Below are 13,390 nucleotides of genomic sequence, written 5' to 3' on the forward strand. Positions count from 1 at the left end.
CTTTATCAGAAGCAAAGTGGTAAACTTTTTCACTGTCAAATGGTAAACTTTTTCACTGTCACGAGCGGTAAACTTTTTGAATGTCAAAATCGTCGGATTGGTAAACTAATTCGGTATCAACCTGGTAAACTTTCAAAATGTCAGGTGGTAAATATTTTCATTGACATTCACACTCTACAATCCATTTTAGCCATAATTATTCCATTTATAATTATATTTAAAGTATATCATGACTGCTAAACGAAAACTAGATTCATTTTCATTCGCTATATTTGTCATTATTCGACAACATCATTATCGTAGGCTTGTGTCAAGCGAAAGACTAAAATTTTTTAATTTTAAATAGCTATGATTCAATTGAATCATAGCTATTTATGGATAATTGAGTGCGTGGTTAAAATATTGCAGCGTCACAATAATAAATTACTATCGTCATAGAAAAACAATATTATCAAGTAATTGGCTTTGTTAATGCCGAACTTTGAAAATGCTTATTTCGCTCTATATTATTAATTCTGAAGTTTTAATTACTTTAGCAAACATACCATTTAATGCCGCCATAAATGAATTATGCACTGTTTTGGCTGGTATTGTTGTTCCATTAAAAGATAAATCCTTTGTAGTACAGGCATCCTCAATTAAAGTTACATCTATGCCATAATCTTTTGCCGCCCGTACAGTCGTGTCAATGCACATATGGCTCATCATGCCACAAACAACAAGGCTTTCAATATTATTTTCTTTTAGTATTGAACCAAGGTTTGTTTCAAAAAAACTATTAGGGGCATGTTTAATTACAATATACTCACTTTCCAATGGTTCTACTGCAACATGAATCTTTACCCCAACGGTATTTGGCAAAAAGAAAGTTGCCCCCTCTCTAGTGTTAATGTGCTGAATATGGATAACAGGTAATTTATTTTCCCTAAAGGTAGTTAGAATCTTTTTGGCATTGTCCACTGCCTGTAATGGGTCTACAAGTTCTGAAAGACCTCCCTTAAAATAGTCGTTTTGAATATCAATCAATAATAATGCTTTACTCAAAATAGTCATCTCCTTATGGAATCATTTAGTTAGCAACGCCTTTGGTAAATGTAAATCCTCTTTTCATAAATCCATAGTTCTCATAGAAAACATGAGTTTGTTGTCTGTGAAAATTTGCATCCAACTCAATAGCATTGCAATTTTTTTGTATGGCAAATAACTTAACCCTATCTATTAAGTCTGTCCCTATATGTTTTCCTCTACATGTAGTATCTACAACCAGTGTTGATATATAACATACATAACCAGCGTGATAATAGTTATTCATAATAGAGCCTGCAACAAACCCGTTTTTTTTCACCATCTACCGCACAAAAACCGAAATCTTTCTCTGAACAAAGTGTTTGCATAAAAATTTTTTCAAGCTTTGACTTAGATAAATCTTTATCACACCACAACTGCTGTAGCAAAGAGAAAATATGGTCAAAATCTTCCCTTTGCACATTTCTTATAAATACTGCCATGTCATCATCCCTCTCAATTGTCATAGGTAAATTATAATCAAATCGAGAGGAAAGTAAATTACCCACTTTTTTGTGGGTAAGGTCATGTTTTTATTTATTTAGGATTCCAAAACTCACTAAATAAGCTTAATTTGGGGGTTATATTGACCTTATCCATAAGAAAACCTTTCTTTTCTGAAAATATAAATTCGTTGTATTACTTAATTTTTAGCCATTTGATTCAATTATACTTTATTAAGAAATATGATGAACGTCATAAATCAAAGAATCTTTAGCTGATTTTTTAATCATTTCCAAATCCGTAGTCATATGGTAGTGGCATAGTTCCCAAGTAAAAGGGTTATATGCTTTGATATATGCTGTGGTTGCATTGTCATCAATCCAACTTGTAAATTTTTCTTTCTCATTATCACACATAGCCGTAAAATCGGTAAATGCAGGGATAGTAATTTTTTGAATAGCAGCATATTGTTGTTTGGTTGATTTTTTGACTTGCTCATGCAAAACGATCCAGTTATTAACCCTAGTCCATCCAAATGAGTTAAGGATATTGCTAAAATAACCATCCAACAGGAAATTTTAAAGAGATTGAAGCATACCACTGTATAAATTTGTCGAAAAATGGTTGCCCATGTTATCATAGGCTTGTGTCAAGCGAAAGACTAAAATTTTTAAATTTTAAATAGCTATGATTCAATTGAATCATAGCTATTTATGGATAATTGAGTGCGTGGTTAAAATCTTGCAGCGTCACAATAATAAAATACTATCGTCGTAGAAAAACAATATTATCAAGTAATTGGATTTGTTAATGCCAAACTTTAAAAATGCTTATTATCCTTAGTACAGATTAAAGTTCAATAAACTACTTCTGGTAATTTAATTCCCATATGACACCAAACATATCTTGTACTTTAGCGTATTTTGACTCCCAAAAAGAATCTCCCAGTTCCATGATGACGGTACAACCTTTTTCCTTTAAGTCAGAGTACAGATTACGTATCGAGTCTTCGGTATCAATTTCAAGCCAAATAGACATTTGATTTCCAATTTGAAGAGGGGTATCGTCACTTATGTCGCAGGCTCCAAACTTTTGTTCTCCCAACATAAACATTGAATACATAATCAAATGGGCTTTCGTTTCATTTCTTGCCATTTTTGCTTCACCAAGCGTTACCTTTTCAGTAACGTTCGCAGAAAAAACATCTTGGTAAAACTCCAACGCTTTATTGCAATTTCCATCGAACTGTAAAAAAGTTATTGTGGATTTTATCATTATGAACACTCCTTTGGTTTGTGATGTCATTATTATAGCCAAAATTATTGTCCTCTACTTCTCCTACATTGCGCATTTAGATGGGTTTATTTTCTATTTAAAATAACTTCTGCAAGCAGGCTCGGTAAATTGACAAGTATGGGTGGGTCTTGTGGAAGAGGGTCTCTTAATTTTACGAAATACTCTTTTTCACATTCTGTTGGGAATGATACTTTTTCCTCTACTCTACCTCTTAAGCAACTGTTCAATAAAAAATAATGCAATGGATTATTGCTTTTTTCTATGGCGCATACCAATAAGTAGTATTCCCCTTTTGGAATTCTATCTAGTGTACATTGCTGTGTTTTTAGCAATGCCTTTCCCACAATGGGTCTATGGTTTGGTATTGGTGTTTGAAATAAGCCAACAAAAACAACTCCCTTTTTGAAATGGCTTGGAACTTCAATAATTACTTTACAACTATAAAACTCTTTTGATTGGTCTGCTTGTTGAATCATATTATAGTAAGGTGTTTCTATCTTCCCTTCAGCGTTTTCATATTCATTTAAGGTATTATACAAATCTATCAATTTTCGCTGATATTGCCTCGGACTTAAACCTGTACTTTTAGAAAATGTAGATGAATACGTTCCCGAACTCAAATATCCCGATTTCAATTGTGAACCTAAAACAGAATTTTTATTTCTAGTCAACTCTTTAATGCTTAACTCGATTTTTAGAGCAGATATATATTCAGAAACTGAAAATCCTGTTAGTCTTTTAAATTCTCGGCTAAAATGAAATTTGCTATAACCAAAATATACAGCAATATCTTCTACCTTCATTTCATGACTGATATTGCTATTGATATATGCAATAACTTCTTTGATAATTAATTTCATTGTTTTCTCCATATAATTCTAACATTTTATAATCAAAATACAATCACTGCTAATATTTACTCGTCATACTTAGTTTTTAGCCATTTATTACGGTTATGCTTACTTATAGCAATTAAGGTAATCGAATATCTTTAATTTCAGATTCTAATCCAAGTATTAATTTAGATGTATTCTTTTTTAATGTTTCCATTGTTTTAAGTGAACAGAGATATTTAAGAATACTTTTTCTCTTTGAATCACTTAAAGCGTAAAATTTATTTAATAGCTTCTTTTCATCCAATGCTTGCTTTACGAAATCGGGTATTTCATATTCAATCGTTTCTTTTTTGGCTTGCGATATATTAAATTTAGCTGTATCTCCAATTTGGACATTAGCTTCTTTCAACATAGTCAAATCTACAAAAAGTCGGTATAAATAATTCTTTACTGGAACTAAGCTTTTTGAAAATGGAGCGTTGTTCATTGTTCCCTTTATATAAATAAATCCCTTTTCCTTAATTAATACACTTGTTACTGTGTCAGGAACATCAACACAAGCATTTATACCAACTTTATATATCCTTGCTTCAAATTCGAAATCCATAATTCCATGCCCCTAAAATGTATAATATAAATTTTACATACCTCACTAAATTTCAATATAACTGCAACTAAGAAATATTAACCTAGTTATAACATCAGCTAATATCACTAATCAGATTCTTTTTAGTCCTTATCCTTAGTTCAAAAGACAATGCACCGGAATTTACTTTTTCAAGTCAGCCTTCATTCTTTTACCAGAATTCTTTTATTAAATTCGCTTTAAAGCAGAATTCCAAGAGAGAAGTCTCTTTCTGTCAGAAAAGACTTCTCCCTTAAATTTGTACTTTATAAAAATAACTTTACAGCTTCCAATGTGGATTCAGTTAAATTACATTAATAAGTAAACTCAAACTTATATTCCATCATACGGCCTCCTTGATTTAGGCATGGTATTGTTTTTTCTGCATACCAATTGAAATCCGGAATTTTAATCATTTCTTCTACATATTTAGTATTAATATTAAATTCAAAAGAAAAATCACTATTATTATACATCAATAAGTGGCCACCAATATCTGTACTTTGCCAGTACAATTCTACCCCTACTATTTCTTTCGCATTTTCTTTTTTTTCCACCAGTTTAATAAAATCATCAAAAGTGATATTTGAACTTGTCCAGTCAAACATATCATCATCATTTAAAGGTAAAAATGTGATTTTGCTGTTTTTTTCGATATTCCAACCAAATCTTAATAAAAGGATAATAATTTCTTTGCAAGAGCGTATAGCATTTGAATTTAATTTCACATTTAGCGAGACTGAATGCGACATTTTTCAACCTCCTTTTGAATTTTGTAGTTACGGGGCTAAGGGCCCCGTAACTACGATACTTATTGGTATCTCTACATGGTATACTGATTTTTACCATAAATAATTTAATCTAGAAACTCCGTAAACGAAATTCCCTTTTTTGCAAGCCAACCTTTTATTGTTTGTGGTATTGGAGTATTAGAAAACAACTCATAGGTTGCACCATTCTGTTTTGCAATATTTAATCGATCTCCCATATCACTTTTAAACTTTAAAAGCTTTTTAAGATCATTTTCTAACATATCCCAATATTGACCAGATTTTGCCTCCCACCATCTATTTCCATTTACTCCATCAAAATCCCTACCACCTATTTGACGCGATCCTTCTCCGCCTAATTTTTTATTTAAATAATCTTCAAAAGCTTTACCTATCAAACCTTTAGGACTCTGACCCGAACCCTCACCAGCTCTCATTTGTTGTGCCTGCAGTAACTGCCGAGCCTGCTCAAAACCAGTTGCTCCAGCACGACCCCATTGTTGCTGCACCAAACCCAAGACCTTCCACAACTGCACCAGTTGATGCAAGAGCACTGCCAGTAATCCCATATGCAAGAACTGCTCCTCCAGTTAGACCGATCATTCCACCAACTACAGCACCCTGGGCAACTGCATTCCATGAAAATTTACCTTCAAGGGATTCAAGGGCTGAAAAGCATAACGCAATATGCTTGGCTGCCACTTGGATACCAGCGGGCGGGGCAAGAATTGGTGATTCGAATTGATTTTATTTTAGTTATCTGGAATGAAATGCAGGACTCATCACTGTCAATCAAAAAATAAGCCCTGCATTTAAAATTATTTAGACTGCAATAGTCTCCATATTAACTTCCTCTGTCCCCAAACATGTTTTGTATAGTATTTGATTTCCTAAGAATTCAAATTTTTCTATAACATCTGTTGGTCGATTAAATATTTCCTGATAATTAGAATTCAAAATAACTATCCCAATCTCGAAAATAACCACTAACTTATCACCTATATATTTGGCATATATAAAATTATGTGGTAGTTCTTTCTCAATAATAACCTGTTGCATATCCAAGTCAATAATAGCAATTTTTTTATTAAATCCTACAATTAATTGATTGTTATTATTAATCATAATTGAGGGTTCAATGCTACTCTCAGAAAATACAGGAACCAACAACCTAGAATTATCATTCACCGAGCCAATATCAAGCAAAAAAATATTTTCCCAATAAGAATCTTCTCCCAAACTTATAACTATATTATTATGGATTAATATTCTATCTAAGTCACTTTTCGAAATATTTCCGACCATTTTAATAATCCAGTTACCAAACAATAAATTCATAACATTATCTCCTCACTAATTATTCTAAATAAATATAATATCTCCTCAACAACATTCTTTGATGTTAATAACTCTTTACCGGAACCAAGAGTCTGCCTTGCCGAACAATTCAATTGTAATAAGCTTCCCTCCTTGCCATATAGATTCCATTTTAAGCATTCCATTCGGCCCGATAAGCAATGCATCCCTTACATTCCGCCCATTTTCCTGTAGAATTGGTATAAGATTATAATAATCTTGCCATAATTTTTGAAACATAAAGTTCCGCCAATACTCAGTATCGTAAATACCAATGCGGTTTAATTGATTCAACATATCTGTTGAGCGTTTAATATTATGAGCCGAACCTGTCGCTTGGCCAAATACATAGTCTAATTTACTTCCTATTACTGGTGTAGCCTCTTGAGCAGTTTGTTGTGCCTGTACCAACTGATGAGCCTGCTGAAAACCCGTTGCTCCAAAAGTTCCTGCTGTTACTGTAGAAATGCCAGCACTTGTAACTGATATACCGCCTACCCCTGTGGCAGATGCTATTGCCGGTCCTGCTAAATATCCTACTGTAGCACCAACCGCCGCTCCGGCAACTGCTCCGGCAGCAATATATTTCCAACGATCTTGGCTTGCTGCGTTAACTTTATTAGCTATGTAGTTTCCAATGAATCCACCAACTACTGCACCCACTGCCGCCAATCCAATAGCCACAAGAACAGTAGTACTTATTACAAAGTGTCCACCCGGATCCTGATAATAAAGAGGATTATTATGGGTATATGTGTAAAGGTTTAAACTCAACGGGTCCGGAACTTTCATGTCGTTAGGAAGTTTTCTCATGATTCCGCGTACACTATCTTCCGTCGAAAAACGTCCTGTTGTTGGCCTATAGCTTCTTGCCCGTAAGTAGTAAGTATTCGACTCTAAATCCAGATACTCCCCACAATACCGGAACGGATTCTCATCCTCCTTATCGGGATTTCTCTCAATTCCAAAAGCATCATACTCATACGAAGCTTTACATCCCCCGCTTTGACTCCACAGTTGGGTTACATCCCCATGTTCATTAAATATATAGTAGTATACCACACGGTCTATTTCACTGGCAACCAAATTGATTCCCCTTAAATAGGTCTTAATCTTACTGCCGTCAGCCTGTTCCGCCACAATATCGCTTCCATCCCAGCAATACAAATTCGTTTTACCTTGGTTTTCGGTTAATTTCCTCACCTGGGCGCTGTGACGCAGTCCATCTCCCCGGTACTGATATGTAATCTCTTTGTCATCCTGATTGATCCGGCTCAGTTGATTGAATCCATCATAATGTCTCCACTCATAAACCGTTGGAACCTCTTTTTGATAAGTCCCCGATAACTTGACATTTCCCGGATAGTCCGGCGTTGGCGCTGTTTTCTCCCAAATCCGGAAGGTTTCATTCCCATTATCATCATAAAGGTACCGATAAGTTTCGGTTGTTTTCCCCTGCTTTTTTATCTCATTTTCCAACCGGTTGTTCAAACCATACTCATAACTGGTAACACTGACCAGCTCATCCTTTGTTCTTCCTTCCACCATCATTTTCATACGGTTGGAATAAGCGTCATAGGTATAAAGCGTCCGCTTCCAGCCGGAATAATCTTCTTCTGTCAGACGGCCCAGCCGGTCATATTGATATGATATGGTGGTTGGGGCAGAACCGGCTTTGTTAATCTTTCTTAGAATGTTCCCATCCACATCATAGCTGTATTCCCATGCAGAAGTCACGATTCCCTGCCGTTTATTCTCCAATGATATTATCCTGTTGCCATCATTATACTTATAGCTGGTTTCCATAGCGGACTGCGGATAGCGGAGGGTTTTACGGTTGCCTTTTTCATCATATTCGTACTCTGCCAGTATCACCCCGGCAGCGCTGTTTTTTCTTACCTGCTTTAAACGGTATAAGTCGTCATACGTATAATACAGACTAACATCCGGGCTTGCATTTCCTTCGCGGGTCAGTTGAAAGGACTGGCGGTTTCCATATATATCATAAGTATAATCCTTCCCTGTATTTCCCGGATCCTCCTGGTGGGACATCTGGCCTTTATTATTATAGCGGTACTTCGTCTCCAGGAAGACGGTTTGTTTTCCTCCCACGGATTCCCGGCTGACTTCTTTAATCCGCTTATCGTTCTTACCATAGAAATACTCCCGCTCGCTCATTACCAGTCCATCTGGAGTTCTTTTTTGCACGGTTTCTTTTATCAGGCGTTCCAGGGCATCATGCTGATAAATGGTCTGGTCCTTGTTCCTGTCCGTTTTTTTCTGCAGTCTTCCGGCTTTGTCATACCCGTAGTATTCCGTACATCCTCGGGCATCCGTCATTGCCGTGACGTTTCCAAAACGGTCATAGGCGTATTTTGTCACCTCCCGCCCTTCTCCGGCTGGGGTATCCCCGGTTCTCCTTAGAATGACCTGATTCACCGCATCATACCGACAGGCGGTCCTAATCCAATTGCCCGGGCTTAGGTACTGGTAGGTATCGGTCAGTCGGTTCCTGGCATCATAAACATACTGAGTCTCCTGCCAGCCATCTTTTTGTGCTTTCTTTTCCCCTATTACATTTCCGGCTCCATCATAGTAATATTTTACAATCTGGCTGCGGTGGTCAAACGGTGCAGTGATTTGAATCAGGCGTCCGGTCTTATCGTATTGGTATTCAGTTTTCTTTCCGGCTTCATCCCAATGAAACCGTTTATTGCCTAACGCATCATATTGAATGCTGGTAATTCTCTCCTGGCCGGAGTCCATCCGTATGGACTTTACTGCCCGGCCTGCATAATCGTACTCCCAGCGTTCCACTTTGTTCCTGGCATCAATTTTCCGGATCTTGTTTCCTGCATTGTCATACTCGTAGGTAAACAGCCTCTCCCCGGCTAAAATTTCCTTCCGGACCTGGCCCTTCTGGTCCTTATAACATTCTGTCACGATATCCGGAGCGGAAGCATCCCCCATGACTTTTTTCAGTTCGCGATAGTACTTCCTGCCATCAGCCGGATCAGTAAATACCTCATTGTATTCATACTTCTCCTCATAGCCCACTAACGGTATCGTATGGGATAACACCCGGCCAAATGAATCGTAGGTATATCGTTCAGTCTTTCTTACATGATTCGCTGCTGTGCCGTTCCCATCGTATGTGACTGTTTCTGTCAGTTCTCCCCATGAGTTATACCGGAAATCCTGCAGTACTACATCACCGGAAGTTGGTTCATTGGATACGGCCAGGCAGACCTGTTGAATCTGTCCAAACGGTGTGTATTGAATTCGTCTCTTCTGGTGGTTCGCATCTGTTTCCGTGATATAGTTTAAGCGGTCATTATAATAGATTTCATTTGTTGCCTGCTGGCCGTCTGCCGGAGGCAATGTCTCTGCTTCAACTCGTCCCAGCCCGTCATAGCGAATGGTACTGACCTGGTTCCTGAAATCCTTTTTGGAGATGAGCCGTCCCCAATTGTCATATTGAAATTCTTCCTTTATTGGATCGCAGGACCTGCCGTCCGCATCTATGATGCCGGTTTGTTCTTTTGATATATAGTTATGTGTGTATCTGCTGGCAGTACTGGAAGGAGAGCTGTATTTATAAATTGTTTCAGCATAATCACCTGACTGCTCCAGGTCCCCGCTGACTGCCAGGAAGTACCTTCTTTCGTTGGTCACACAATAGGGATTTTTCGAATCTTTATAATCATATCCTGTTTTTTCTTTTAAGACTCCATTTTGATATATCCGATGATATTTTATTACCCGCTTTCCCAATTCCGTATGGAGTTCATTTGTTTCCCTGATCTGGTCAGAGCCTTTTTTTCTTTCCGTTTCAAGAATGATGCTGTAGTCTCCATAGCTTGTATTGATTTCCTGGCTGCATGAAGGGTCATCCGGATATTCTTCAATGAGCTGGATGATATTTGCTTTTTGATCTGCGGAATATTTCCAAGAGGTTTTCTTTTCGAGAAATTTTGATTCATTGTTCCTGTCAAATACCTGGTCAACTGCTGACACGATTAGTTTATTGCTATATTTATAAACACTTTTTGAAATAAGGGCTTCCTGATGCCGGACCTCTTTTTTTAATAACTGCCCTTCTCTATCGAACTGATGGGTTTCCAAAATATCCTGATGATGTTTTACTTCTGCATATTCGATATATTTACCATTGCCGTACTCGTAGGAAGTTCCGGAATCAAGCCTGTATCTGTATTCTCCCCGGTTGTATTCGGCTCCGTCAGCAATATCCGTTTTCATCGTCAATGCAAAATGGGTAAGCTTTCCACCGGCATCATTTACAATGCTGATTTCTCTGCCATATGTAAACTGTGTGGATGCATAATTGGGGTATGTGACGCTCTTCAACAGCAGATAATTGCGTTCCTTATTTCCGGTAGTATTTCCTACTGCTTTCTTGGAGGCATAACTCATAATGCCCTTGTAATCTCCCGGATTATAATAGTTATATTCAGTCCTACGGCCTACGGGGTCTGTTACTGCGGTGAGCTTAAGCGGCTGCGCCTGATCGATATGGTAGGAAAGTTCACATGCCTTTCCTGCTATGCTTTCTGGCAATCTCCAGATAAGTCCGTAATCGGTCTTCACCAGGCTGATTTTACGTCCCCAGGTGTCCACAATCACCATACCGCCGTAATCCTTTAAATCGTAACAAATCACATTTCCAAACTTGTCCTGCCGGGCAGCCAGTGTAAACTTCATCGGAGTCAGCTTACCTCGTTCGCCATCATTTCCATTTAAATTTTTAAAATAATCCTTATTTCCATTCTTGTATTCAATGATGATATCATAGCTTTTGGTAATATTAGCAGCATAGGGATGCTGAATTGTACCTGATCTGGTAATAACAATAATATCTTTTAGGCTATGATTCGCGAATCTGTCTGAAGACCGGCTTATTTCCAAACTTCTGCCATCTTCAAGATGCAGAATATAATCAGAACTGTGAAACCCCATTACCATTGGGTCCTTAGGAATATCCAGTATTGTCATGTTAAGATATGGCACAGTCTCAATAGAGGGTAAGACAAAGGACCAACCATATCCCAGACCATAAGTCGCAGCATAAAAACTATTATCTTTAGAACCTGTTTTTAGTTTTCCAATATCAATATATGGATCCTTTTTTTTGATGTCAATATATGGATCCATATCTACCAAGTTTGCACAACCAGAGTCGTAGCGCCTGGTAATGGTTACATCAAAGCCGTCTCTTCCGGGCAGTACAAAATCTGTTGTCTCATATTGAACATTACCAGTGCTTAACTGCACATTTACCTGGTTTGTTTCGAAATAGGTAAATGGGGATTCCGGATACTGTTTTATATCAGAAAATTCCTCCTCATCCGCAGACAGTGCCGCCCGGCTCAACTGTGTTTTCTGGCTTTGTTCTTCCCTTTCTTCTCCGTCTAATACGTCCTCCGCTGTCTCTGTATCAGATGCTTCCCATTCATTTTTATCATTATCAATGTAATCCTTTATAATCTTTTTATCGTCCATCTAATCCCTTCTTAATCTTAAAATAATGATACTGCTGCATTTCCGGTTCCCCTGGCGATAAATTCCACCAACGCAATGGAACCGCTAAAGCATTCGTTCTGACTTAACTGTCTGGTTGACTGAAACCACAGCTTTCCCGGAATACTGGAATATATTTTTAAATTTTCTTCCGGATAATTTCCTGGTTTTGTTATGCTTCTTAGGCTGCCGGCTGCGAGGCTGGTTAATTCCAGTAAATGTGGATCATACCGGAGGTTCATGCGGATTTTGTCCAGACCGCTGACCTCCTGGGCTTTCAGCAGGACTGCGTAACGTTTACCGGTCTTTACCGGGTATTCCATGGTGCTGCTGCGGTAAAATACAGGAATAACCGGCAATTGTGCTGTCTCTAAATAATCAGATTCATCACCTTTAGAACCATATACTTTGATCCGGTACATTGCGTTAGACGCCCCAATTGGGATGGAATCTGTCATTCCCCGGTGTTCTTCTATCTGTTTCTGTGTATCCAATTCATGGAAGGTCAAACCTTTTCCTTCCCATTCGTTAAATGTCAGCCATCTGGAGTCAATACTCTCCCATGAGATGCCAGGCAGCGTCACCTTCTCCCCTTCCTCCCATGAATGTCCGGATTCTTCCAGGCTGCTCCAGGCTTTATTAAGCTCGTCCAGTTCCAGCCAGGTACGTCCCTGCTCAATGCCGGGCCGTCTGGCGCCGGGGCCGTTAAATATTTCAAAACTGATTTCCTGGCTTTCTAACTGCTGCCAGGTATATAAATGATTCTCAAGCTGTGACCAGCTTAACTGCTCATAATCCAGGCGTTCCCAGTGCTGACCTTTGCCTGTTCTGGTTTCGATTTGATGCCAGTTTAGGGCAGCCTGATCATGCCTGCTCCATGGTTCATTGGTACTGTCAAAATTGTCCCAGGTGTATCCGGACAGGGCCTGTAAAAAAGATTCATTAAATACCCGTTCTATAGTATAATTTTTATGTGCTTCCACCGCTCCCCAACTGATTTGTGCTTGTTCCCCTTCGTGGAGGGTGGGGATATGTAAACATTCCGGTCGGTTCATAAATAATAGATTTCTCCTTTCATTTTTCTATTGGTAATTTTTATTTTTGTAATTGATTGTATTTGGAGTTTTTCTCTGGTACTCCGCACCTCATCCCGTTGTGATTATGCTATTTTTCGTTTCAGTACCATGTGGTTTCTTGCCATATTTCGTTTTTGGTCAATAGTGGATTTTCTGATAGAAAAAATCATTTATTATACTGATACTCATCCTTTCCTATTGAGGGAGAACAAAGAGTATCAACAGTTCCGTTTAACTTAAGTAAATAGCAATTTGATTAATAAGGGCGTTTATACTGGAGACTTAAACAATATTCCTGTAGCTATAGATAAAGTGACATTTTACCGAGCTGCGACGGTTGCATCAAACAAACCTTCAACAAGCGCGGGCCTGGTTGAAACAATG

At 37.9% G+C, this 13,390-nt stretch carries 12 protein-coding genes; all 12 read right to left on the minus strand.

What is annotated here, in order from left to right:
* Positions 1-501: 501 nt before the first annotated feature.
* Positions 502-1,044, minus strand: a complete 543-nt coding sequence (locus tag ACYVD3_RS17425) for a cysteine hydrolase family protein (protein WP_460643757.1) — start codon at positions 1,042-1,044, stop codon at positions 502-504.
* A gap of 25 nt (positions 1,045-1,069) precedes the next feature.
* Complete coding sequence (locus ACYVD3_RS17430) at positions 1,070-1,312, minus strand: GNAT family N-acetyltransferase (RefSeq protein ID WP_460643758.1); 243 nt, start codon at positions 1,310-1,312, stop codon at positions 1,070-1,072.
* Entirely contained in the window at positions 1,305-1,508 is a 204-nt protein-coding gene (locus ACYVD3_RS17435) for a hypothetical protein (RefSeq protein ID WP_460643759.1), read from the minus strand. The genes ACYVD3_RS17430 and ACYVD3_RS17435 overlap by 8 nt, the downstream gene beginning before the upstream one ends.
* A 234-nt stretch (positions 1,509-1,742) precedes the next feature.
* Positions 1,743-2,078 carry a DUF4865 family protein gene (locus ACYVD3_RS17440; protein WP_460643760.1) on the minus strand — a complete coding sequence of 112 codons (336 nt, stop codon included), beginning with the start codon at positions 2,076-2,078 and terminating at the stop codon, positions 1,743-1,745.
* A gap of 295 nt (positions 2,079-2,373) precedes the next feature.
* Positions 2,374-2,784, minus strand: coding sequence for a VOC family protein (locus ACYVD3_RS17445; RefSeq protein WP_460643761.1), 411 nt, complete (start codon positions 2,782-2,784; stop codon positions 2,374-2,376).
* Between the two features lie 86 nt (positions 2,785-2,870).
* Positions 2,871-3,665, minus strand: coding sequence for a helix-turn-helix transcriptional regulator (locus ACYVD3_RS17450; RefSeq protein WP_460643762.1), 795 nt, complete (start codon positions 3,663-3,665; stop codon positions 2,871-2,873).
* A 112-nt stretch (positions 3,666-3,777) separates the two neighbouring features.
* Complete coding sequence (locus ACYVD3_RS17455) at positions 3,778-4,248, minus strand: DUF1905 domain-containing protein (RefSeq protein ID WP_460643763.1); 471 nt, start codon at positions 4,246-4,248, stop codon at positions 3,778-3,780.
* Between the two features lie 332 nt (positions 4,249-4,580).
* Complete coding sequence (locus tag ACYVD3_RS17460; protein ID WP_460643764.1) at positions 4,581-5,018, minus strand: hypothetical protein; 438 nt, start codon at positions 5,016-5,018, stop codon at positions 4,581-4,583.
* 104 nt (positions 5,019-5,122) lie between these two features.
* Positions 5,123-5,605 carry a hypothetical protein gene (locus ACYVD3_RS17465; RefSeq protein WP_460643765.1) on the minus strand — a complete coding sequence of 161 codons (483 nt, stop codon included), beginning with the start codon at positions 5,603-5,605 and terminating at the stop codon, positions 5,123-5,125.
* A 253-nt stretch (positions 5,606-5,858) separates the two neighbouring features.
* The gene (locus ACYVD3_RS17470) at positions 5,859-6,374 is read right to left on the minus strand and encodes a hypothetical protein (RefSeq protein WP_460643766.1); all 516 of its coding nucleotides are present in this window, start codon (positions 6,372-6,374) and stop codon (positions 5,859-5,861) included.
* A gap of 75 nt (positions 6,375-6,449) precedes the next feature.
* Entirely contained in the window at positions 6,450-11,912 is a 5,463-nt protein-coding gene (locus tag ACYVD3_RS17475) for an RHS repeat-associated core domain-containing protein (protein ID WP_460643767.1), read from the minus strand.
* A gap of 17 nt (positions 11,913-11,929) precedes the next feature.
* Entirely contained in the window at positions 11,930-12,985 is a 1,056-nt protein-coding gene (locus ACYVD3_RS17480) for a hypothetical protein (RefSeq protein ID WP_460643768.1), read from the minus strand.
* Positions 12,986-13,390 lie beyond the last annotated feature (405 nt).

Source organism: Lacrimispora brassicae (assembly GCF_054772055.1).